Genomic DNA, 22,313 nt, shown 5'->3' on the forward strand with positions numbered 1-22,313 from the left:
CCCCGCTTCAGGTCAGTTGGCCCACGGCGGGGTGATGACGGTGCCGTCGGCCAGCTTCGCCTGGAGGCCGATCGACGTGGTGACCCAGGAGACCGCTGTCTCCTGGGTCGGGTTCTCCACGGTGAGAGTCGCGCCGGGACCGATGATCACGGTGTCGCCCGCGGTGATCCGCTCGGTGTGGCCGTCGAGCGTCATCAGCAGTTCCCCGGAGAGGAGATGGAATATCTCCTCCCGGTTGACGGTGTGCGCGGGCGCCTTGGTGCCGGCGGGGATCTCACCCCGCCAGGCGCACAGTTCCTTGCTCCCGCTGAGGGGAGTGGCGTACGAGACGAAACGGGCTCCGTGGATCTCGTGGACCACGGCTTCGGACGAGCGGACGACGGGCACGGCTGCCTCCCGGGCAATTGGTCAAGTTGCTTGTCTATATGGGTCGATGGTCAAGCAACTTGACCGATCCGTCAAGGGTGTTTCAATGCATGCGTGCAGAACTCCGAGGCCATGGCCCTGTCCGCCGCCCTGCTCGCCGCCGCCGGTGAGCTCACGCAGCGCATCCACGAAGGCGTCGTCGCCCGTGGATTCGAGGGGCTGCGGCCCGCGCACGGGTTCGCCTTCGCCCGGATCGCGTCCGGCGGGGCGACGGCCACCGAGCTGGCCGCCCACCTGGGCGTGACCAAGCAGGCGGCGAGTCAGCTTGTCGACGAGGTGGTCCGCAAGGGGTACGCGGAGCGGCGGCCGCACCCCGACGACGCGCGGGCCCGGCTCGTCGTACTGACCGAGCGGGGCCAGGAGTGCACGCGGGCGGCGGAGGAAGCGGCCGCCGAGGCGGTACGGCCCTGGGTTGAACTGCTTGGCGAGGGTGAAGTCAGGGCGTTGCGTGACCGTTTGCTGTGCATTGCACCCTACGGTCCCATCAGGCCCGCCTGGTGACGGTTCCACGGCACGTGTCAGCGCTCCCGGTTATCACTGGCAGTTTTTACTGACGCGTAACTTCACACTTTTACTACTCACTCGTAACTTGAAAAAAGAACAGCATCCTCGTGATCCGGATCACAGGGCGTTACGCCTCGTCACTCCCTTGAGCCGCAAGGAGATCACCCGATGCTGCCCTGGAAGCACCTGCTCAGACCCCTGGCCGCACTGCTGCTGACCGCCGCGGTCGCGATCGTCCCCGCCACAGCCGCCACGGCCGCCACCGACCGGGCCGAAGCCGCGACCAGCAGGGGCTGGAACGACTACTCCTGCACACCGTCCGCCGCCCACCCGCGCCCCGTCGTCCTCGTCCACGGCACCTTCGCCAACTCCGTGGACAACTGGCTGGGCCTCGCCCCCTACCTGGTGAACCGCGACTACTGCGTCTACGCCCTCGACTACGGGCAACTGCCGGGCGTGCCGTTCTTCCACGGTCTCGGCCCCATCGACAAGTCGGCGGAGCAGCTGAAGACCTTCGTCGACAAGGTGCTCGCCGCGACCGGAGCCGCCGAGGCGGACCTCGTCGGCCACTCGCAGGGCGGCATGATGCCCCGCCACTACCTGAAGTTCCTCGGCGGAGCCGCCAAGGTGAACGCCCTCGTCGGCATCGCACCCGACAACCACGGCACCACCCTGAACGGACTGACCAACCTGCTCCCGTACTTCCCCGGTGCGGGCGACCTGCTCTCCACGGCCACCCCGGCCCTCGCCGACCAGGTGGCCGGCTCCGCCTTCCTGACCAGGCTCAACGCGGGCGGCGACACCGTGCCGGGCGTCCGCTACACGGTCATCGCCACCAAGTACGACGAGGTCGTCACGCCGTACCGTTCGCAGTTCCTCGACGGTCCGGACGTACGCAACGTCCTGATCCAGAACCTGTGCGCGCTCGACCTCTCCGAGCACGCGGCACTCGGGCTCATCGACCGGATCGCCTTCCACGAGGTGGCGAACGCCCTGGATCCGGCGCACGCCACCCCGACGACCTGTCTGTCGGCGATCGGCTAGCCCCGCGAGGGGAGCCGGGAACCGCGCGGCGGACGTCGGCAGGCCCGCGGCTCCCGTGCGACAGAATTCCGTACGGCGCTCTCTGCGGAAGAGGTGCCTGAAAGGTGGCTAGCGGCCGCGCACGGCACGGCGACGGACCGAGGTGAACAACGCCGCGGCGCCGATCGCCAGGGCGGCCGCCCCGCCGACCGCGATGTACGTGGTCGAGCCGGAACCGCCGGTCTCGGCGAGGTTCTCGGAACCTCCGGCGGGTCCGGCACCGTTCGCGGAGCCGTCCGCCGCTTCACCGGCCCCTGCCGTCTCCTCGGAGCCGGAGCCGGAGCCGGAGCCGGAATCGGTGCCGGAGCCCGAGTCCGACGTCGTGCTCGCGGCCGCCGTGGCCGTGGCCTGCGTCTTCGGGTCGTCGTCGCCGTGACCGCCGTGCTCCACGGACGACTCGTCGGTGCCGTCCGCGATCTCCTCGTCGGACGGCACCGACGCGGTCGGGGCGGCAGAGGCCTCCGCGCCCGCGCCGCCCTCGGCGAAGACGACGTCCGAGCAGGTGTAGAAGGCCTCGGGGGAGTCCGAGCGCTGCCAGACCGAGTAGATGAGATGACGGCCCGACCTGACCGGGACGACCCCGTCGAAGACGTAGTCGCCGTTCTCCATCCGCGGGTCGGTGACCTTGGCGAACGGCTTCGACTCCAGGTCCGACCACTTCAGCGGCTTCGTCGGGTCGTAGCCGTCCTTGGTGACGTACAGCTCGAACGAGCCCTTGTGCGGGGCGGTCCCCTTGTACCGGAAGGTGCGGTTGCCCGAGGTCAGCCGACTGGCCGGCCAGTCGGCGCGGGCCAGGTCGAGGCCCTTGTACTTGTCGTTGCCGGCGCTGCACAGCTTCCCGTCGGGGATGATCTCCTTCGACTTTCCGGCCGCGTTCGCGATGTTGACGCCGTTCCAGTCGTAGAGGGCCTGCGTGCCACTGGCCGCGACCGCCGCCTTGCAGGCGGCGGACTTCGGGCTCTCCGGGCCCTCCGCGTAGCAGGCCGCGACCCGGCTCACCGGGTCCGTCATCGAGCCGTGCGCGACGGCCGGGGCGGTGGCGAGGGCGGTCAGGGCGAGCGGGGCGACGCCGACCGCGACGACGCTGGCGAAGCGGGCGGCCTGAGGGCGAGCGGGCATGGGGGAACTCCTCGAAACGGATCTGGGGGTGCCTGTGATGCCTGGGGGCGATCAGCAAGCTAGCCTCTCGAAACCGGGAAATCCCCTGCTGGGAGCGGGTGGTGGCGATCCTTATGGTGCCGTTAAGGGAGTGCTGAGCCTGCGCTCAGGTAGTTACCGTTCCGGCCATGACAGACAACTCGGAAGACCTGGAGATCCGCCCCGCCGTCGCCGCCGACGCGGAGGCGGTGAAAGCCGTGACCGATGCGGCGTACCACCACTACGTCGAGCGCATCGGAGTCGTCCCGCAGCCCATGCGGGCGGATTACGCGGCCGACGTCGGCCAGGGGCGGGTGTTCGTCACGGGGCGGCCCGTGACCGGGCTCGTGGTGATCCGCGTGATCCGCGCGCCCGAGGCCCATCTGTTCCTCGACAGCGTCGCCGTCCACCCGGACGCCCACGGACAGGGCGTGGGGCGGCGGCTCCTCGCCTTCGTGGAGGCTCGTGCGCGGGCGCTGGACCTGCCCGAGGTCCTACTCCACACGAACGCGCTGATGTGGGAGAACCAGCGGATCTACCGGAAGTACGGGTACGAACTCGTGGAACGCCGGACGGAAGGCCCCTACGACCGGCTGCACTACCGCAAGCGGCTCGCACCCTGACGACCACCGGAGCGTTCGTCGCCGCTGCCCGGCGCTGCGCGACGGCCGGCGCCGACGGCTGCGGATCGGGTTGCTCAGCCGTCCGGCCACCAGGTGCGGTGGATGTCCTTCCGGACCTCCGGGCGCTCGGCGGGACGTTGCTCGGCCTCTTCCCGCACACGACGGGACTCGGACTTCTTCAGGGGCTTCTGCACGGTGACGCGGCGCATGGGGGCCTCCTTGCGACTACCGGGTTCCGTGTTTTCACGGGGGTAGACCATTTCCGGGAGAGTGACTCATCGCCGGCCGCTTGTCAGTGGCGACTGTCACGTTTCCCCTATGAGTCCGCATGCCGGACATCCTGTCGGTCGGGGCGGGGCGGGGCGGGGCGGGGCGGGGTGTGGCGCGGTGTGGCGGGGTGTGGGCCCGGACCGGACGCCGGGCCCGTTGTCAGTGGCAGGTGTCACTGTGGGCACATGACGAGTCACAGCTCAGATGCGGAGCGGACCGGAGTCGACTGGGACGCCGAGTCCGCCGGTTTCGACGACGAGCCGGACCACGGACTGCGCGATCCCGTCGTGCGCGAGGCGTGGGCGGCCAGGCTGCGCGGCTGGCTGCCGCGCGGCCCGGCCGACGTGCTCGATCTGGGGTGCGGCACCGGCAGCCTGTCACTCCTCGCGTCCGAGGCGCGCCACCGGGTCACGGGGGTCGACCTCTCGCCGCGCATGGTCGAGCGGGCGCGCGCCAAACTGGCCGGGCGTGACGCCGCGTTCCTGGTCGGTGACGCGGCCGCCCCGCCCGTCGGGGAGCAGCGGTTCGACGTCGTCCTCGTCCGGCATGTGCTGTGGACGCTGTCCGATCCCGGCCGCGTCCTGCGGCACTGGCGCGGCTTGCTGCGCCCCGGTGGACGACTCGTTCTCATAGAGGGCGTCTGGGGGACGGTGAGCCCGGTCGGTATATCCGCCGACACCCTGGCCGCCATGCTGGCGCCCCTCGCGGCGGACGTGCGTGTGGAGCGGCTGTCGGACGATCCCCTGCTGTGGGGCAGGGAGGTCGAGGACGAGCGCTACGCACTGATCGCCGTGCCGTGAGGAGCGGCGCGAACAGGGGAGGGCGGGGAGGACGGAAGGGGAGAAGCCGGGGCGCCCCGCGGTCAGGTCAGCAGCGACTCGAAGCCGCCTTGACGGGCCACGAGTTCGAGCTCGTCCAGGGCGGACCGGGCCGCGGACGCGGCCCGCGGGTCGGTGGTCTCCAGGCCGCTCGCCGCGAACTCGTCCTCGTCCAGGCGCAGTACGGTCCTGCCGTCGGCGGAGCGCCACAGGTCCAGGTCGAGGTCCTCGCAGACCACTTCACCCTCGGAGACGGTGGCCGGGCGGGCGATGTCGCAGTACCAGCCCTTCACCGCGCCCTCGGCGTTCCGGACCTCCTTCACGGCGTACCAGCGGTCGCGCCAGTAGTGCTCGGTGAAGACGTCGCCCGGCTCGAAGCGTACGAAGCCGAAGTCGCGGACGCCTTCGCCCGCCCAGGCGGCGCGGACGACGACGTGCGTCCCGTCGTCGTGGAGCAGGACGGCCGGGTAGCGGATCTTCGTGCGGCCCGCCTTGACCAGGACGACGTCCAGGACCTCTGTGACACCGGACCGGCCTGACGGATCAGCCGAGTTGACGGACATGGTGCACCTCCGTGGCGCAGATCTCGTAGCCGAACCACTTGTTGATCGCCAGCATCGGCTCGTTGCCCGAGTCGTTGCCCGTGAACGCCTCCGTGAAGCCGGCGGCGCGGGCGCGGTGCAGCGAGTCGTTCTTGGCCAGTTTGGCGAGGCCCCGTCCGCGGTGGGCGCGGGCCGTGCCCGTCATCACGGTGCCGTAGCGGGTGCCGCCGTCGGTGCGAGCGGCGCTGAACGCGGCGGGGCGGCCGTCGACGACCGCGACGGAGGTCAGTTCATGGCTGAGGAGGGGGTGGTGCCAGGTCTCCTTGAGCCATGCCTCGAAGTCCGTGAACTCGTGGGCGATGTCGCTCGGTTCGTCCAGGAGCGTCTCCGCGTCCAGCTCGAAGAGGGGACGCGGGTCGTCAGCGAAGTCCGCAGCCGTGCGCAGTTCGACATCCGCGGGCGTGGGCCGACGCGGTGGCAGGGAGCCGTTCACCAGGTCGAGACGGAGGAAGTGCGCGGAGCGGCTCGCGCGGTAGCCGCGCCGCTCCGCGAAACCGCGGTTCGCGGGCTCGTCGAGGACCCAGGAGAAGAGCTTCGTCGCGGACACCTCGGCGAGACGCTCCTCGGCGGTCCGCACGAGCAGGGAGCCCGCGCCACGGCCCCGGCGCTCCGGATGCACGTACACGTTCAGATAGCCCTGGCCCGGCTGCGGACTGTCGTACGCGATGCCCGTCTGGGCCGTGCCGATGACCTCGCCGTCCTCCTCGGCGACCAGCGGCCGGACATGGGCGTCGGGGTGGGCGTGCGTGACGTCGTAGGCGACGGACCGCGGGGTGGAGAGCATGAAGGGAAGTGCCAGTTGCCGGATGCGGGAGAAGCTCTCGGCGTCCTGGGCGCGGAAGTCGCGGACGATCACAGTCATGGAATCGCACGCTACGCGCGGGGTGCTGCGGGACGCCTCTCATTTTCGGGCCGGTGCGGGACAATCACCGGGTGACATTGAAGATCGACATCGATGACGGTGCGGGAGTCGCGCCCTACGAGCAGGTACGCGCCCAGATTTCCGGGCAGGCCCGGGCGGGGACCCTGCCGGTGGGGTACAGGCTCCCCACGGTGCGAGGCCTCGCCGAGTCGCTCGGCCTCGCGGCCAACACGGTCGCCAAGGCGTACAGGGCGCTGGAGTCGGACGGAGTGATCGAGACGCGGGGGCGCAACGGCACGTTCGTCGCTGCCGTGGGCGCGGCCGCGGAGCGGGAGGCCGCGGCGGCCGCGCAGGTGTACGCCGGGCGGGTCCACCGCCTCGGCCTCGGCCAGGACGCCGCGCTCGCCGCGGTCCGCGACGCCCTGCGGGCGGCCTACGGGGAGGAATAGGGGAAGCCACGGAACCCCACCCGAACCTGCGCCGCGTAGCGGCGCAGCGACAAGTGAGGACGGCCGGAATCCTCGGGCTTCAGCCCGAGGAGCAGGTCAAAGGTACAGTCCCGCGTCCGCGCCCTCCCGGGCCCCGGGCACCGACGTCGGCGTCGTCCCCCTGCGCAGCGCGTACAGCTCGGCCAGGGTCGCGCCGTCGCGGCCCAGACCCTCCTCCGTGCCCAGCCAGGCCTCGGACTCGCCGCGGGTGAGCGGGCCGACCTCGATGCGGGCGAGGCAGCGGCCCGGGCGGACCACCGCGGGGTGCAGACGCTCCAGGTCCTCGTTGGTCGTGACGCCCACCAGGACGTTGCGTCCCTGGCCCAGCAGTCCGTCCGTGAGGTTGAGCAGGCGCGAGAGGGCCTGCCCGGCCGTGTGCTTGGCCTCGCCGCGGATCAGCTCGTCGCAGTCCTCCAGGAGGAGCAGCCGCCAACGGCCCTTGCCCGCGCCGTCCTCCTCGCCGATCGCGATGTCCATCAGATAGCCGACGTCGGAGAACAGGCGCTCCGGGTCCAGGACGCAGTCCACCTGACACCAGTCCCGCCACGAGCGCGCCAGCGTACGGAGCGCCGACGTCTTGCCCGTGCCCGGCGGACCGTGCAGCAGAAGCAGACGTCCCGCGATGTCCTCGGGCGTCGTCTTCATCAGGCCGTCCATCGCGTCCGCGACCGGCGCGGTGTAGTTGCCGCGCACCTCCTCCCACGTACCCGCCGAGATCTGCCGGGTCGTGCGGTGCGGACCGCGGCGCGGCGACACGTACCAGAACCCCATGGTCACGTTCTCCGGCTGCGGTTCGGGCTCGTCGGCCGCGCCGTCCGTGGCCTGGCCGAGGATCTTCTCCGCGAGCTCCTCGCTGGTCGCGGTGACCGTCACGTCGGCGCCGCGGTTCCAGCGCGACACCAGCACCGTCCAGCCGTCGCCCTCCGCGAGGGTCGCGCTGCGGTCGTCGTCGCGGGCGGTCCGCAACACGCGGGCGCCCGGCGGGAGAAGAGAGACTCCGGACCGTACGCGGTCGATGTTCGCCGCGTGCGAGTGCGGTTGCTCACCCGTCGCGAAGCGGCCGAGGAACAGCGCGTCGACGACGTCCGACGGTGAGTCGCTGTCGTCGACGTTGAGCCGGATCGGCAGAGCGTCGTGTGGGTTCGCAGACATGCCGCCATGATCCGTCACGCGGACGCCCCGTGCATCCGGTTTCCGCGTTGCTCCCCCTTGTGCCGGCTCTGCCCCGAGCTCCCGGTGTATCCCCTCCGTCCTGTTACAGGGCTGTGGAGTACGGAACCTGTTCCCCCGCGGACGCACGCGGATACTGTTGCCCTTGATGGGACGTCATGGGTGGAATTCGGATGCTCGGCGGTGGCGCCTCACCGCTCTGCTCGGCGTGGGCGTGGCCGCTCTGGCTCTCGTCCTGACCCTGATCCACACACTGCCCGGGGACGCGGGGAGCGAGGCGGGCACGACCCCCGACGGCGACAAGGTCCACGGCACGCCCGCCGTTCCCCCGGGGGCGGCGAAACCGGCGGTGGGCTGGGGCTTCACCCACACCCAGTTCAGCGCCGACGAGGGCAGCGCGGCCGCCACGAAGCGGGTGGAGCAGCACCTCGGCGAGCGGCCCCCGCCGCAGATCCAGCACATCATGGGCTGGGGCGCGGACAACCCCGAGCCGGTCAAGGGGCGGTACGACTTCGAGGACATGGACCGCCGGATCGACTTCGTCCGGGAGACGGGCGGCACTCCGGTCGTCACGCTGTGCTGCGCACCGGACTGGATGAAGGGCGGCAAGTCCGGCTCCGACAAGACCGACTGGAGCCAGGAGGCACTGGAGACGGCCCCGGACCCCGCCCACTACAAGGACTACGCCGCGCTCGCCGCGACCGTCGCCAAGCGCTACCCGGACGTACGCCACTTCATCGTGTGGAACGAGTTCAAGGGTTTCTGGAACGACGCCGAGGCCCGCTGGGACCACGAGGGCTACACCGAGCTCTACAACCTCGTCTACAAGGCGCTCAAGAAGGTCGACGAGGACATCGAGGTCGGCGGGCCCTACCTGGTGATGGACAGTCTCGACCCACGTCAGCAGGAGAACGCCTCGTCGGCGCTGAAGGGCAGTTGGGGCACGATGGACCAGCGGGTCCTCGACGCCTTCGACCACTGGAACAAGCACAAGGCCGGTGCGGACTTCGTCGTCGTCGACGGGTCCAGCTACACCAAGGACGACGACCTGCTGCCGGACGAGTTCGGCGCGACCGCCAAGTTCACGGCGGTGAGCCGCTGGGTCCGGGAGCGGACCGGTGACCTTCCCCTGTGGTGGGCCGAGTACTACGTGGAGCCCGCGGACGCCGACGACATCCGCGACGGCTGGTCCGAGCCGCACCGCGTCGCCGTACACGCCTCGGGCCTGATCGCCATGGCCCGCGGTGGCACGACCTCCGCCTTCTACTGGAACCCCGAGACGGAGAAGGGCGCCACCTGCGCCGGCTGCCTGTGGACCCCGACCGATCGGGCCTCCGGCGGGAAGCCCCTGCCGATGCTCGACCTGCTCTCCCGGTTCGGCGAGGAGTTCCCGCCCGGTACGGAGTACGAGCAGGTCTCCGTCGCCGAGGACGACAGGGCCGATGTCCGGGTCCTCGCCGACGACAGGACCGTTCTCGTGGTGAACACCCTGGACCGGAAGATCAGCGCGAAGGTGGACGGGAAGCGGTTCGAGATGGGCGCGTACGGGGTGAAGTGGCTTCGCCGTTAGGGCTCGCCACGGGGTGCTCCGCGGGGGCGTCGGTTCGGGTGCGGGTTCGTTGGGGCTGGTCGCGCGGTTCCCCGCGACCCTGAGGGGCCGCCCCCCCAGGGGCCGCCCCACTCAGGCCATCGTCAGGAATCTCTGCACCAGGGAAGCCAGCAGGACCGCCAGCAGGGGCAGTGAGAACCAGAAACTGCCCTGCAGCCACTGCAGTTGCCGCACACTCGGCCGGACGGCCACCCGTACCACCTCGCGTGCCGTGAGCAGCACGATCAGGGCGATCGCCGCGAGCCCGCCGACGACCGACCACGGTGTCCAGGTCACCTGCGGACCGACCGGCCCGGGATCGGCCTTCGCGACCTTGGCGTCGGGCTGTTCTCGCAGGGAGTACAGGGTCACGTCGTCGTTGACGAAGACCTTGCGGAGCTCCTGCCGGGCGTCGAGGTTGCGGACGAGCCGCTGCTCCCACGTCCTGGAATAGCCGACGTCCAGCTGCAGATAGGTCACCTGGCTGCGGTTGACCATCAGGTACGAGTTCGGGCCCGCGTCCTTGAGCGCCTTGACCAGGCTCGACACCAGCACGGGATCGGCGGGCGCGAGCGTCGGCACGTACTCCACCCTCTCCATGTCGCGTGCGCCCCACGGCATCGAGGGCGTCACGTTGTTCACCGTGTCGTCGCTGAGCCACAGCAGCCGTGCGGTCGGCTTGTCGTGGGCGTACACGTACTCCATGGCGGCGACCTCGCCCGGCCTGATCCGCTCGAACGGCTCGTTGCCCCAGCGGGCCACCAGGAAGCCGCCCATCAGGACGAGGCCCGCCATCAGGGCGGCGAGCGGTGCGAGGCTCACCCGGTCCTTGTCCCGCTCCTTCGCGGTGACACCGGTCCGCGGGAAGAGCGCGAGTCCGGCGAGCAGGGCCGCACCCGGCAGGGCGAACATGAAGACGCGCAGCGCCATCTCGCCGCCGTACGACTGCATGCCGAAGCCGAGGAACGGGACGAAGGTGAGGACGAGCAGCGACCGTTCGCGGTACTTGTGGTCGCGCCGCCGCCACCAGCCCCAGCAGGCCAGCGCCATCACGCCACCGGCCAGCGCCACGCGTGAGTAGAGGACGAGTTTGTGGTTCGAACTGCCCTCGCCGATACGGCCGGAGACCGACGAGGACACGTTCTCGCCGACGCCGCCGACCCCGCCGAACAGCTCGTCGAAGTGCCCCGACCAGTACGGTTCCGCGAGGAAGCCGATCCACACCGAGACCATGACGGCGAACAGGATGGGCAGGCCCCGCAGTTCGGAGCGGCCCACCAGGACGAGGACCACGAGGACGCCCAGCATCACGAACGGCGTCAGCTGGTGGGCCGGCACGGACGCCATGAACAGACCGATCAGCACCATGAGCAGCACGGCCCGCTGGCGCCGGTCGGTCGGCTCGACCTCCAGCTCGCCGGGCCGCACCTTCGTCCACAGCATCCGCGGTGCCCGGAACCACACCAGGAGGATCGCCACGAAGACGAGATAGAGGAGGTACGTGAACCCCTGCGGAGAGAAGTAATCCTGGCCGACCCAGCCGCTGAGCACGAAGATCCAGATGCCCGTCCACTTGGCGCGCCAGTTCGCGCGCATATGGCGGACGAGCAGGAACAGCGGTGCCAGATAGAGGAGTTGCATGGCCGTCGGCCACCAGCGGATGACCTCGGTGAGGTCGTCGACCCCGCAGGCCCTGGCGACGAACGCGGCCCCCGCGAAGAAGCCCGGCCAGCTCCAGCGCGCGTCCAGGTCGGGCACGGCCGAACCGGTCCGGTCGATGTAGTCGATGAAGCCGAGGTGCTGCCAGGCCGTCGCGAAGCGCGGTTCGGTCTCGATCACGGCGGGCAGGGCGTGCAGCGACACCACGGTGGCCAGCAGGGTGACCAGGAGCAGGCCCTTGCGCTCGCGGCCCAGCCACAGCAGCGAGGCGAACACCGTGGCCAGCAGGCCGGCGCCGACCAGCGTCGGCGTCGGCAGGACGGAGACCAGGCCGAGCCCGCCCATCCGGTCGAGATCGCGCTCCCCGAGGCCGGACACGGGCACCCAGTACAGGACGAGCGCGGCCGTCAGCAGGCAGCCGAGCAGCACCCCGAGCCGGGTCGGCCGCAGCCGCTCCCACCCCGGCACCGGCGCCGCCGGTCCGGACCCGTCCTCCTCCCGCACGGTCCCGGTCTCCCGCACCGTCCCCGTCTCCCGCACGAAGCCGGACGCGCCGGACCTGCCGGGTTCGCCTCCTTCGCGCGTCCCCTCCGGCTCCTCGGCGCTCCCGTCGGCCGACGGCCCGAACGGGGCGTCCACCTCGGCCTCGGAGGGACCGAGGGAGGTCTCCGAACCGGGTTCCCGTTCCTCGACGGGCAGGCCCACCTCCACGCGCGGCGGCGGCAGGGGGAGGGGCGCCTTGAGCGCCCAGGTCGGCCGGTGGTCCGGCCGCGGCTCCGCCGGGCGGGCGGGCCGTTCGACCGCGGGCGTCCCGGTGGGCGGTGTCCCCGGACCGGGCCGTACGTCCGGCCGTCGCTCCAGGTGGTCGAAGTCGAGCTGCACGCCGAGCGCCAGCGTGTCCGTGTCGAGCCGCTGCGCCCAGGCCGGCCCGCGCCCCTTCCTCGGCTCGGCCTGCTTCGGCGCGGGCACGTCACGGGTGCCCAGGTCGGCCAGGTCGCCGTCGGGCGCCGCGCCCCGGGGAACGTCCTCCGGCGCAGCGGTCCTGAGGATCCGGTACAGCCTGGGAGCGGCGAGCGCCACGATCACCGCGAGGCTGCAGATCTCCGCCACGCCCGCGCCGGTCAGTCCCATGCGGGGCAGCAGGACGAGCGTGAGTCCGAGTACCAGCGCGCACAACAGGCCCTGCAACCAGGCGAGTCCGGCCGTGCGGCTCTGGGCGCGCAGCACCGCGAAGTACGTCTCCATGACGACCCGCAGCACCGCGCCGACCGCGAACCAGCGCAGCAGCGGCGTCGCCGCGTCCGCGTACCCCTGGCCGAACACACCGAGGATCCAGGGCGCCCCGAAGAACAGCACCCCGGCCACCGGCAGCATGATCCGCGCCATCCGGCGCAGCGCCGCCCGGGTGTTCGCGGCGAGCCGCGCGGGGTCGTGCGAGCCCTCGACGGTCAGCGAGGCACCCATGTTGATGGCGAGCAGGTTGACCGTGCCGCCGATGGTGGTGGTGATGTAGAAGTACGCGTTGTCGGCGGAGCTGACCTGCGCGGCGACGATCACCGGGACGAGATAGACGACGGCGAGCGAGAACAGCGAGCCGGTGTAGTCGCCCGCGAGGAACCGCCCGATCTCCTTCGTGCTGGGCGGCTCCGCGTCGTCCGCCGTCGCCTTCACCTGCCGGGGCACCAGGCGCCGGAAGACCAGCCAGCCCAGCGGCAGCACGGACACCGCGATGGCCGCGACCCACGACACGAAGACGCCCATGGTCGGGATCGCCGCGGCGAACAGGACGAGCAGTACGAGCTTGACCGCCGAGAACACGGTGTTGCCGACGGGCACCCACAGCGCGCTGCGCAGCCCGGTCAGCACCCCGTCCTGGAGCGTCAGCACCGACCAGGCGACGACCGCGAGGACGAATCCGGCACCGACGAGCGGGTCGCGCAGGAAACCGTACGACGGACCCCAGAAGCCGAGCGTGAGCAGAAAGGCGCCCGCCGCCACCGCCACGATCACCGAACTGCCCGCGTACGTACGGAAGATGAGCCGCCCGGTGCCTCGCCCGGCCACCGGGATGAACCGGGCGAGGGCCCCCGTGAGCGTCACCGCGGTGAGGCCCGCGAGGAGCTTCATCGCGGCGATGGCGGCGGAGCCCTGGCCGACCGCCGACTCGGAGTAGTAGCGGGCGGCGGCCAGCCAGTAGCCGAGCCCGAGGACGGCGGAGATACCGGTGTTGAGCATCAGGGCGTAGGCGTTCCGGAACAGCGGGCTGCCTCCGGAGGACGTGCCCAGCCGGGGCAGGCGGAGGCGGCGCCCGGACCGCTCGGGTGCCTCGGGCGTGGGAGTGCCGGCCTCGGCCGTGGTCGTGTCAGACACGGGAACGGATGGCCTTCCGGCGAACCTGGCGTGCTCTGCGGACCATGGAGTACCCCTTGGTGAGGGCACGGTCCCTGGCGAAGGTACGGGCGATCGCACGGCCCTCGACGAGCCGCTCGAACTCCTCGATCCCGGTGCTGCGGCGCACGGTGACCCGCCGCAGCGCGTACGGCCCCTGGCGGCGGCGCGCCAGGCCGTTGCCGACCGCGAGCGACTGGGCGAAGCCCGCCTCGCGCACGGCTTCCCGCACCCGACGGCTGGAGTAGCCGTAGGGGTACGCGAACGACGCGGGGCGCACGCCCAGTTCATCGGCGATGATCTCGCGGCAGCGCAGCAGCTCGAACCGGAGCGTTTCGTCGGTCAGCTGGTCCAGCTGCGGATGGGTGTGGCTGTGGCCGCCGATCTCGACGTCCGCGCCCGCGAGTTCGCGGACCTGGTCCCAGTCGAGCATCTCGTCGAGGCCGCCCCCGGTGTCGTACGCGCCGCGCAGCCAGCCCGTCGACACGAAGAGCGTGGCCGCGAAGCCGTGCTTGGCGAGCACGGGCAGGGCGTGCTGGTGCACGCCCTCGTAGCCGTCGTCGAAGGTGACCAGCACGGGGCGCTCCGGCAGCGGGCCGGAGGAACGCCAGCTCCGGGCGAGATCCGCGGTGCCGACCGGCGTGAATCCCGAGCCGCTCAGCAGCGCCATCTGCGCGGAGAACGCCTCGGGGGTCACCGAGAGCGCGCGGGTGGCGTCGTTCGGGGCCTCGGACACCGCGTGGTACATGAGGATCGGCACGCGTGGCTCGCGTGGTCCGCTCATCGTCAGCTCCCCTTGGTCCGCACGACCGGGACCACCGCGAACTCGGCCCCACCCCTGCGTGCCCGGACGCTCCCGAGTACGTACCCGCCCGCCGCCGTCACCACTCCGGCGACGATGGCGGCGGCCCGGCCGGCGCCGCCGGGGCGGGCGAGCAGGGCGTCGCGCAGTCCGCGCGCGACACCGGCGGGCAGCACACGCGTGGTGTAGCGGCGCTCCGACTCGAGTCCCTTGCCGGCCCCGACACTCCGGGCGACCAGGGCCTTCGACAGACCCTCGGCGTACGTGCGCGCGCGGAAGTAGGCGAAGTGCTCGCGCACCTCAGGCACCCGGTGGTGGATCACCGCCCGGTCGTCGATGAGCAGGACCGCGTCCGGCCGGGCGCGGGTGAGGCGGATGCACAGTTCCGTCTCCTCGCAGCCCAGCGGCCGCTTGTCGCCGTCGCGTCCGATGCCGGTGGCGAAGCCGCCCGCCGCGTCGAAGGCGGTCCGCCGGAACGAGGCGTTGCCGCCGAGCACGTTGCGGACTTGGACGAGACCGGGCGGCAGGCCCTTGTACGTGCAGCCCACGACCCAGTCGAACTCCTCGGGGAACCAGGCGGGCCGGCGGCCCGACGCCCAGATCGGCACCGTGCGGCCGCCGACGGCCATCACCCGCGGGTCCTCGTACCCCTCGGCGAAGTGGAGGAGCCAGTCGCGCTCGGCCACCGCGTCGTCGTCGAGGAAGGCGACGACCTCGCCGTGCGAGGCGGCGATGCCGGTGTTGCGGCCCGCGGACAGGCCCCGGGGGCCGGCGTTGGCGAGCACCCGCACCTCCCCGGTCTCCTTGTACTCCTTCGACAGGCGGTCCAGGAGCGCCTGGTTGTGGTCCACGACCAGCAGTGTCTCCAGCGCGGGCCGGGACTGCGCCCGCACCGAGGCGACCGCCGCGAGGATGTCCTCCCAGCGGTCCTCGGTGTAGACGCAGACCACCACGGAGATGTCAGGGTTTCTCAAGACACCTCTCCTGTACGGGTGTTGAGCCCCGTGGCGTGCGGACGGCGTCGCAGTGACCGCCGGTTGGAGCGCTCCTTGAGGATCACCCGGATCACCCGCAGACCGTCCCGCACGGCCCGCAGATTGCTCGCGCCGTGGATCCGCAGGTACTCGTGGCTCGGGATCTCCTGGACCTTCAGGCCCGCCTTGACCACCCGGATGTTCATCAGGGTCTCCACCTCGAAGCCCGTGCAGTCGAGGTCGATCTTGTCGAGGCAGTGCCGCCAGAAGGCGTTGTAGCCGTAGCAGAGGTCGGTGTAGCGCGCGCCGAACTTGCGGTTGACCACCGTGCACAGCGCCCAGTTGCCGAGCTTGCGGATCGGTGTCATGTCGTCCGTGCCGCCGCCGTTGGCGAACCGTGAGCCCTTGGCGAAGTCCGCGCCGGAGACCAGCGCGGAGACGTAGCTGACGATCTCGTGACCGTCGGCCGAGCCGTCCGCGTCGACCATGACGATGATGTCACCGGTGCAGGCCGCGAAGCCGGTGATCAGGGCGTCTCCCTTGCCCTTGCCGACCTGCGCGACGACCTTGACGTCGGGCCACAGCTCGCGGGCGACCTGGACGGTGTTGTCGGTGGAGTTGCCGTCGACGAGAACCACTTCGTGGATCCAGCCCGGCAGTGTCTTGAAGACGTACGGAAGGTTCTCCGCCTCGTTCATGGCGGGAATCACGACGCTCACCGGAGGCGCTATGGCCAGGTGAGTCGATATGGGCCGGTACCTGCCGGCTGTGAGCGGATCTTCGTCCGACACAGCCGGGCGCACAAAAGAACTCATTGAGTCTGGTCCCTCTCGTCCGGTGGACCGCCCGCCCCACGGGCGGTCCGGTGTTTTGTCCGGTTCGAAAGGGGGGTTTCTCACTTACGGCATGCCGAAATGGATCTCCGTCCATGCCGGGTGAGCTGGCAGAACTGGCCGACTGTCCGGGTCGGTCGCGCGGCACGGCTCGGCATACATGCGGTTACCGAGCACGGCACCCCCCTACCGCGCCCCGCGTCGGGCCCTCGTCGCGATCTCGAGCCCTCCCCTAGATCGCATGTGCACTGATGGACCGATGCGGGTGGATGTAAGACGGTATTGATGATTGAGACGATATGGCAAGACCTGGAACGAGGCCTCACGTTTTTGTTGGTTTGGCCGTTACCTGACCACTCGAACGGATTTTTCCCATCCGTTTGAGTATTTTGTCGGCCGGCTCGAACAACTCCGGCCGCGCCAGCACCGCGTTGCGCAGTGCCCGGACGGGGGCGCGTCGCGCCCGGTGCCCGAGCGCCACGGGATGGCGGCGCGCAACCCACCCCTCGGACACGGTGAGTTCCCGTGTCTTGAGGGAGTCCTTGTATTCCTTCTGTCCCCGGCCGAGATCCAGATGGGCGATGCCCTCGGCGGCGGCCGCCTCGGCCATCCGCAGATGCAGGACAAGGCCCGGGGAGTACTTCGAGAACGCCGGGTCGTACGCGGGGAACCAGCAGGCCAGCACACGCTCGGAGCGCAGTCCGAAGTGCGCGGCGATCGGCCTGTCGCCCGCGTAGAGCACCGACAGGAGTCCGGCGAACGACCCGGTACGGCTGTGGAAGAGCTGATGGGCGAGCCGGGTGATCCAGTCCTGCGCGAAGCGGTCGCTGCGCCCGGTCCTGCGGTACTGCGCCGACTTCCAGCGCATCAGCGTGCGCAGCGCTCCGGGATCGCGCTCGTCGTGCACATAGCGCAGTCCGCCGTGGTCGCGACCGAGCTTGCGCGCCTTGGCGAGTGTGGTCCGGGTGAACTTCGGTGACCGGGCCCGCAGTTGTTCCAGATACGCCTCGTATCCCTGGTCGACGTCGATGACCGGGGACGGAAAGGCGCCGGAGGCTCCGGCCTCGAACGGCGTCTGGCCTCCCATGAGGTGGTCGAACTCCCACACGGCGAGTCCGCAGGCCCGCAGCAGCTCCTGTGCGTCCCAGGTGAAGCCGGGGCGGTGGACCAGCCCCTGGCAGTCCGACACGCCCAGGCCGACGGCCCGGCCGACGCCGGTGGCGGTCGTCTGGAACGGGAAGAACGCCGCGGGTTCGCCGTTCTCCCTGGCCACCGCGATCCGTACGCCGCGGCGGCAGCGGCCCACGGCGAGTGTGAACTCCGGCGACAGGAAGGGGTTCGCGAGGTCGGGTGCGCCGTGCAGATGCGCCTTGGACTGGAAGGCCGTCCACGCCGACCGGTCGGCGGAGGTCAGTTCGCCGGGACGGTACACGCTGATGTTCACGTCACTAAGCCCGTCTTCTCGCCGTACGGCCGCGCAGCCGCCGTACCAGGACCAGCAGAAGAATGAGGGAGCTGAGCGCGGCCACGGCCGCGATTCCGCCACGGACCGACCACTGGTGGACCGCGATCATGCCCTGGGCCACCAGCAGGTTGACCGCTACCGCTGCTGACAGGGACGCCACGACGCGGGCGAACGGTTCCAGACCCCGCAGCGCGGTTGCGACGGCGGCCCCGGGTGCGCCCAGCAGGAAGAAGAGCGTGAACGGGGCGCGCAGGGGCGAGTCCACGTCGACGAGCGCCAGTACGGCGCCGACGCCCGCGACCGTCACCGCCGCGCCCGCGAGCAGAGGCAGCAGGTCCCTCCCCGGATCCCGCTCCCCGCGCCCGTCGCCGCCTGGTGGAGATGGGTCTGATGAAGATGACTTCGTACCTATGGTCTGCATTGGCGACTTTGCCCCCCGACGCGCCGGATGCCGGGCTTCAATGTGGCGCAGCGTCGTGGGGGGCGTCAAGAAGGGGGGCGGCCCCGATGTCCGGCCGCGGAGGGCGGGGCCCCGCCCTCCGGAACGACCGCACGGTTCCCCGCGCCCCGGCCCGGGGACGCGGGGAACCGCGCACGGGTTACGGGACGATCTTCAGGAGGCGGTTCGGGGAGCCGGTGCCCGGGCTGGTCACCTTGCCGGTGGTGGAGCCGTTGATCAGGGCCGTGGCGACCTGGGCCGGGGTGGCCAAGGTGTGGCCCGCGAGGTACACGGCGGCCGCGCCCGCGACGTGCGGCGTGGCCATCGACGTACCGGAGATCGTGTTCGTCGCGGTGTCGCTGGTGTACCAGCCCGCCGTGATCGACGAACCGGGCGCGAAGATGTCCAGGACCGAGCCGAAGTTGGAGTAGCTGGCCCTGGCGTCCGTGCTGGTGGTGGCGCCGACCGTGATCGCCGAGGCGACGCGCGCCGGGGAGTACGAGGAGGCGTTGGCGCTGCTGTTGCCCGCCGCGACCGCGTAGGTCACGCCGCTCGCGATGGAGTTCGCCACCGCGTTGTCCAGCGTGGTGGAGGCGCCGCCGCCGAGCGACATGTTGGCGACCGAGGGACCGCTGTGGTTCGCGGTCACCCAGTTGATGCCGGCGATGACGCCCGCGGTGGTGCCGGAGCCCGCGTTGTCGAGCACACGGACCGCCACGATCTTCGCCTTCTTGGCGATGCCGTAGGTCGAGCCCGCGATGGTCGTGGCGACGTGCGTGCCGTGACCGTTGCCGTCCGAGGCGGTGGTGTCGCCGTCCACGGCGTCGTAGCCGTAGCTCGCCCGGCCGCTGATCTGCGCGTGCGTGATGCGGACGCCGGTGTCGATGACGTACGCCGTCACACCGCTGCCCGCCGAGTCCGGGTAGGTGTACGTGCCGGAGAGCGGCAGTGACGCCTGGTCGGAGCGGTCCAGTCCCCAGGGGGCGCTGGACTGGGTGGTGTCGGTCGCGTGCACCGTCTGGTTCTGCTCGACGACGGCCACCGACGGGTCGGCGGCGAGTCTCTTGGCCTCGGCCGCGGACAGGGTTGCCGTGTAGCCGTTCAGCGCGGCGCCGAACGTCTTCCTGACGGTGCCGCCGTACTCCTTGATCAGGCTCTTGCCCTCGGCCGACGAGGCCTTGAAGTCCGTGCCCTTCTTCAGCGTGACGATGTAGCTGTCCTTGACGGCGGTGGGGGAGCCCGCCGCCAGGACCCGGCCCTCGGCCGGTGCGGCCTGGGCGGGGAGCGCGGTGACGGCGCCGAGCAGGGCGGCGGTCGCCACGGAGGTTATCGCGGCGATCCGGATCTTCTTGCTACGCAGCTGTGCCATGCGAGGGAGTCCTCCTCATAGGCGGCGTGCGCCTGGGTGAGGCGCACGTCTGTGGGGGGTGCGCGCGTGATCGCGCACACAACCGGGAGCGTTGCGTTCCGCTACCGGTTGAGACATCAGCGTGATCGATCTACGGGCGTAGCTCAAGGGAGTTGACTGTTTGTCACATGCCTGTCATGAACACGCAATCGAACGCGACGTGAACGCCCGGCGGAGGTCCCGGTAGGTCAGGAGAAGTCTTGGCATGGACACTTCCTGTCAACATGCGTAGCTGGTACGAAAGTTATGGCAGAGATCCTGCTAAAGGGAGGTTCCATGAGACGTTCCCGACTTACGGCATACGTGACCTCGCTCCTCCTCGCCACCGCCTTCACCCTCACCGGGGCAATGACGGCGCAGGCGTCCCAACAAGCCGCCGCCACGGGCTATGTGGCCCTCGGTGACTCCTACTCCTCCGGCCTCGGCGCGGGCAGCTACATCGGCTCCAGCGGCGACTGCAAGCGCAGCACGAAGGCCTACCCCGCCCTCTGGGCGGCCGCCCATTCACCCTCGTCGTTCAGTTTCACGGCCTGCTCGGGCGCTCGTACGGGTGATGTCCTGGCCAACCAGCTCGGCCCGCTCGGCTCCGGAACGGGCCTCGTCTCGATCTCGGTCGGCGGCAACGACGCGGGCTTCTCCGACGTCATGACGACCTGTGTCCTGCAGTCCGAGAGCGCCTGCGTGGCCCGCATCAACACGGCGAAGGCGTACGTCGACTCGACCCTGCCCGGCAAACTCGACTCGGTCTACTCGGCGATCAGCGCGAAGGCCCCGGCGGCCCACGTGGTCGTCCTCGGCTACCCCCGCTTCTACAAGCTCAGCGGCAGCTGCCTGACCGGTCTCTCCGAGAAGGAGCGGGCCGCCATCAACAACGCCGCCGACTACCTGGACAGTGCCATCGCCAAGCGTGCCGCCGACCACGGCTTCACCTTCGGTGACGTACGCCCCACCTTCACGGGCCACGAGATCTGCTCCGGCAGCGCCTGGCTGCACAGCGTCAAGTGGCTGAACATCAGCGAGTCCTACCACCCGACCGCGTCCGGCCAGTCGGGCGGCTACCTGCCCGTCCTCAACTCCGCGGCCTGACCCCTCCGTTGGGGGCCAGCGCCTGAGGAGAAGGGGAACCGGAGGCCCCGCCCGTCGGGGTCTCCGTCTCGCAGGTGACCGAGAAGGGAACCGAGTTCGACTTCCGCTGCTCCGGGCTGCGGACCTCCACACCCACCTTGTTCTCGTACGTCCCGGACGCGTCGTACGTCGTCAGGACCACCGTGTTCTGTTTCGACCTCCCGCCGCCCTCGGGGAACGAGAGGGTCTTCCAGCTCGGGTCGGACACCTCGCCGGTCTCCGTCACCCAGCGGAATTCCACGTCCACCGGCACGACGCCCACCGTGAAGGTCGCCGTGAAGGTGGGAGCCTGCGCCTCGGGCGGCGGGCAGGCGCCGGTGTAGTCGGTGTGCGAACCCGAGACCGTCACCTTCACGGACTGGGTGGGCGCGGGAGTGGATTGCTTGCCGCCGGTGGTCGAGCCGCCGTCGTTCGTTCCGCTCGTGCCGGAGCTCTCCGTCGTCGAGCCGCCGTCGGAGCCGCCTGTGCCGCTTCCGCCGTTGTCACCGCCGCCCGTCGATCCGCCGCTCGTCGACCCGCCGTTGGAGTCGCCGGCCCCGTTGTCCCCGTTGTCGCGGTTGACCAGGGCGTACGTGAGACCCGCGATCGCGAGCGCGAGAGCGGCCAGGCCCGCGATCACCGCGATCACGGCGCGCCGCGGACGGTCGGGCTCCGAGGTCGTCGTCGTCGCGGCCGGCGCGTGCTGCGGGGAGTGGGCGGCGGGCGTGTACGCGGGAGCGGGGGCCGGTGGGGTCGAGGCCGGATGCGGGAACGCCGCGGCCGTCGGCGCGTAGGACGTGGTGCCCGTACGGGAGGTGCCGCCCGCCGCGACGACACGGAGGTCCTGTTCGGCGTCCGCGGCCGGGATGCGCTCCGCCGGGTCCTTGCGCAGCAGACCCTCGATGACCGGGGCGAGCGGACCCGCCCGGTGCGGAGTCGGCAACTCCTCGTCGACGACCGCGCGCAGGGTGCTGAGCGGGGTGTTCTGGCGGAACGGCGAGTTGCCCTCGACCGCCGCGTAGAGGAGCACGCCGAGCGACCACAGGTCGGACTCGGGCCCCGGAGTACGTCCCAGCGCCCGCTCGGGTGCCAGGAACTCGGGCGAGCCGATCACCTCGCCGGTCATGGTGAGCGCCGAACTGCCCTCGACCGTGGCGATACCGAAGTCGGTGAGGACCACCCGGCCGTCGTTCGACATCAGTACGTTGCCGGGCTTGACGTCCCGGTGCAGGACGCCCGCCTCGTGTGCGGCCCGCAGCGCGGCGAGCACCTCCGCACCGACGTGGGCGGCACGCTGCGGCGACAACGGGCCCTCGGCGTCCAGAAGATCGGACAGCGCGATCCCGCGGATCAGCTCCATCACGATCCACGGGCGGCCGTCCTCCGTCGCCACGTCGTAGACCGTCACCACGTTGCGGTTGGTGACCCGGGCCGCCGCCCATGCCTCGCGCTCCAGCCGGGCGTACATCCGCTCGACGTCGGCGCCCGGCAGCCCGCCCGGGGCGCGCACCTCCTTGACGGCGACCTCGCGGTGCAGCACCTCGTCGCGGGCGCGCCACACCGTCCCCATCCCGCCCTCGCCCAGCGGGGAGAGAAGTCGGTAGCGGCCCGCGATCACTCGTTCACTGCCCGGCTCTTCGGACACGGGCGCCCCCCATCAGCAACCGCAC

At 70.9% G+C, this 22,313-nt stretch carries 21 protein-coding genes; 7 read left to right on the forward strand and 14 right to left on the reverse strand.

From position 1 onward, the window contains the following. Positions 1–12 precede the first annotated feature (12 nt). The gene (locus O1Q96_RS13040) at positions 13–387 is read right to left on the reverse strand and encodes a cupin domain-containing protein (protein ID WP_269248329.1); all 375 of its coding nucleotides are present in this window, start codon (positions 385–387) and stop codon (positions 13–15) included. Positions 388–480: 93 nt separating this feature from the next. On the opposite strand from O1Q96_RS13040, the gene O1Q96_RS13045 reads away from it, so the two are divergent. Both O1Q96_RS13045 and O1Q96_RS13050 read left to right on the forward strand, forming a co-directional pair. After that, positions 481–927 carry a MarR family winged helix-turn-helix transcriptional regulator gene (locus O1Q96_RS13045; RefSeq protein ID WP_269248330.1) on the forward strand — a complete coding sequence of 149 codons (447 nt, stop codon included), beginning with the start codon at positions 481–483 and terminating at the stop codon, positions 925–927. 171 nt (positions 928–1,098) lie between these two features. Next, positions 1,099–1,974, forward strand: a complete 876-nt coding sequence (locus O1Q96_RS13050; RefSeq protein WP_269248331.1) for an esterase/lipase family protein — start codon at positions 1,099–1,101, stop codon at positions 1,972–1,974. 108 nt (positions 1,975–2,082) lie between these two features. Here the strand turns inward: O1Q96_RS13050 and O1Q96_RS13055 are convergent, their stop codons facing one another. Then, the gene (locus O1Q96_RS13055) at positions 2,083–3,132 is read right to left on the reverse strand and encodes a lytic polysaccharide monooxygenase auxiliary activity family 9 protein (RefSeq protein ID WP_269248332.1); all 1,050 of its coding nucleotides are present in this window, start codon (positions 3,130–3,132) and stop codon (positions 2,083–2,085) included. 167 nt (positions 3,133–3,299) lie between these two features. Between O1Q96_RS13055 and O1Q96_RS13060 the strand changes: the two genes are divergently transcribed. Beyond that, a complete protein-coding gene (locus O1Q96_RS13060; protein WP_269248333.1) occupies positions 3,300–3,773 on the forward strand; it encodes a GNAT family N-acetyltransferase in 474 nt (157 codons plus the stop codon). A 74-nt stretch (positions 3,774–3,847) separates the two neighbouring features. Here O1Q96_RS13060 and O1Q96_RS13065 read toward each other — a convergent pair whose 3' ends face one another. Continuing rightward, the gene (locus O1Q96_RS13065) at positions 3,848–3,982 is read right to left on the reverse strand and encodes a hypothetical protein (protein WP_269248334.1); all 135 of its coding nucleotides are present in this window, start codon (positions 3,980–3,982) and stop codon (positions 3,848–3,850) included. Positions 3,983–4,228: 246 nt separating this feature from the next. Between O1Q96_RS13065 and O1Q96_RS13070 the strand changes: the two genes are divergently transcribed. Beyond that, on the forward strand, positions 4,229–4,843 hold the full coding sequence (locus tag O1Q96_RS13070) for a class I SAM-dependent methyltransferase (RefSeq protein WP_269248335.1): 615 nt from the start codon (positions 4,229–4,231) through the stop codon (positions 4,841–4,843). 62 nt (positions 4,844–4,905) lie between these two features. Here the strand turns inward: O1Q96_RS13070 and O1Q96_RS13075 are convergent, their stop codons facing one another. Both O1Q96_RS13075 and O1Q96_RS13080 read right to left on the reverse strand, forming a co-directional pair. Next, positions 4,906–5,424 carry a ribonuclease FAU-1 family protein gene (locus O1Q96_RS13075; RefSeq protein ID WP_269248336.1) on the reverse strand — a complete coding sequence of 173 codons (519 nt, stop codon included), beginning with the start codon at positions 5,422–5,424 and terminating at the stop codon, positions 4,906–4,908. Continuing rightward, positions 5,405–6,325 (reverse strand): GNAT family N-acetyltransferase, encoded by a 921-nt coding sequence (locus tag O1Q96_RS13080; RefSeq protein WP_269248337.1) that lies wholly within the window; start codon positions 6,323–6,325, stop codon positions 5,405–5,407. The genes O1Q96_RS13075 and O1Q96_RS13080 overlap by 20 nt, the downstream gene beginning before the upstream one ends. 71 nt (positions 6,326–6,396) lie before the next feature. Here O1Q96_RS13080 and O1Q96_RS13085 point away from each other — a divergent pair, with 71 nt between their 5' ends. Then, positions 6,397–6,774 carry a GntR family transcriptional regulator gene (locus O1Q96_RS13085; RefSeq protein ID WP_269248338.1) on the forward strand — a complete coding sequence of 126 codons (378 nt, stop codon included), beginning with the start codon at positions 6,397–6,399 and terminating at the stop codon, positions 6,772–6,774. 96 nt (positions 6,775–6,870) lie between these two features. Here O1Q96_RS13085 and O1Q96_RS13090 read toward each other — a convergent pair whose 3' ends face one another. Further along, positions 6,871–7,965 carry a DUF5925 domain-containing protein gene (locus tag O1Q96_RS13090; RefSeq protein ID WP_269248339.1) on the reverse strand — a complete coding sequence of 365 codons (1,095 nt, stop codon included), beginning with the start codon at positions 7,963–7,965 and terminating at the stop codon, positions 6,871–6,873. 166 nt (positions 7,966–8,131) lie between these two features. Here O1Q96_RS13090 and O1Q96_RS13095 point away from each other — a divergent pair, with 166 nt between their 5' ends. Beyond that, entirely contained in the window at positions 8,132–9,553 is a 1,422-nt protein-coding gene (locus O1Q96_RS13095) for a GH39 family glycosyl hydrolase (protein ID WP_269248340.1), read from the forward strand. A 111-nt stretch (positions 9,554–9,664) separates the two neighbouring features. Here O1Q96_RS13095 and O1Q96_RS13100 read toward each other — a convergent pair whose 3' ends face one another. From O1Q96_RS13100 to O1Q96_RS13130, 7 genes are all read right to left on the reverse strand, one after another. Continuing rightward, the gene (locus O1Q96_RS13100) at positions 9,665–13,600 is read right to left on the reverse strand and encodes a lipopolysaccharide biosynthesis protein (RefSeq protein WP_269248341.1); all 3,936 of its coding nucleotides are present in this window, start codon (positions 13,598–13,600) and stop codon (positions 9,665–9,667) included. Further along, positions 13,593–14,402 (reverse strand): polysaccharide deacetylase family protein, encoded by an 810-nt coding sequence (locus O1Q96_RS13105; protein WP_269248342.1) that lies wholly within the window; start codon positions 14,400–14,402, stop codon positions 13,593–13,595. Before O1Q96_RS13105 ends, O1Q96_RS13100 begins: the two co-directional genes overlap by 8 nt. Before the next feature lie 2 nt (positions 14,403–14,404). After that, entirely contained in the window at positions 14,405–15,394 is a 990-nt protein-coding gene (locus O1Q96_RS13110) for a glycosyltransferase family 2 protein (protein ID WP_269248343.1), read from the reverse strand. Then, entirely contained in the window at positions 15,391–16,209 is an 819-nt protein-coding gene (locus tag O1Q96_RS13115; protein WP_269248344.1) for a glycosyltransferase family 2 protein, read from the reverse strand. The genes O1Q96_RS13110 and O1Q96_RS13115 overlap by 4 nt, the downstream gene beginning before the upstream one ends. 340 nt (positions 16,210–16,549) lie before the next feature. Beyond that, positions 16,550–17,671, reverse strand: coding sequence for a GNAT family N-acetyltransferase (locus O1Q96_RS13120; protein ID WP_269248345.1), 1,122 nt, complete (start codon positions 17,669–17,671; stop codon positions 16,550–16,552). A gap of 4 nt (positions 17,672–17,675) precedes the next feature. After that, complete coding sequence (locus tag O1Q96_RS13125) at positions 17,676–17,999, reverse strand: hypothetical protein (RefSeq protein WP_269248346.1); 324 nt, start codon at positions 17,997–17,999, stop codon at positions 17,676–17,678. A 292-nt stretch (positions 18,000–18,291) separates the two neighbouring features. Further along, positions 18,292–19,500: a S8 family peptidase gene (locus O1Q96_RS13130; RefSeq protein WP_269248347.1), complete on the reverse strand. Its 1,209-nt coding sequence runs from the start codon at positions 19,498–19,500 to the stop codon at positions 18,292–18,294. A gap of 315 nt (positions 19,501–19,815) precedes the next feature. Between O1Q96_RS13130 and O1Q96_RS13135 the strand changes: the two genes are divergently transcribed. Next, positions 19,816–20,625 (forward strand): SGNH/GDSL hydrolase family protein, encoded by an 810-nt coding sequence (locus O1Q96_RS13135; protein ID WP_269248348.1) that lies wholly within the window; start codon positions 19,816–19,818, stop codon positions 20,623–20,625. Here the strand turns inward: O1Q96_RS13135 and O1Q96_RS13140 are convergent. Beyond that, entirely contained in the window at positions 20,609–22,288 is a 1,680-nt protein-coding gene (locus tag O1Q96_RS13140; RefSeq protein ID WP_269248349.1) for a serine/threonine-protein kinase, read from the reverse strand. The two genes, O1Q96_RS13135 and O1Q96_RS13140, sit on opposite strands and share 17 nt — an antisense overlap. Positions 22,289–22,313 lie beyond the last annotated feature (25 nt).

This window comes from Streptomyces aurantiacus (assembly GCF_027107535.1).
Taxonomy (GTDB): domain Bacteria; phylum Actinomycetota; class Actinomycetes; order Streptomycetales; family Streptomycetaceae; genus Streptomyces.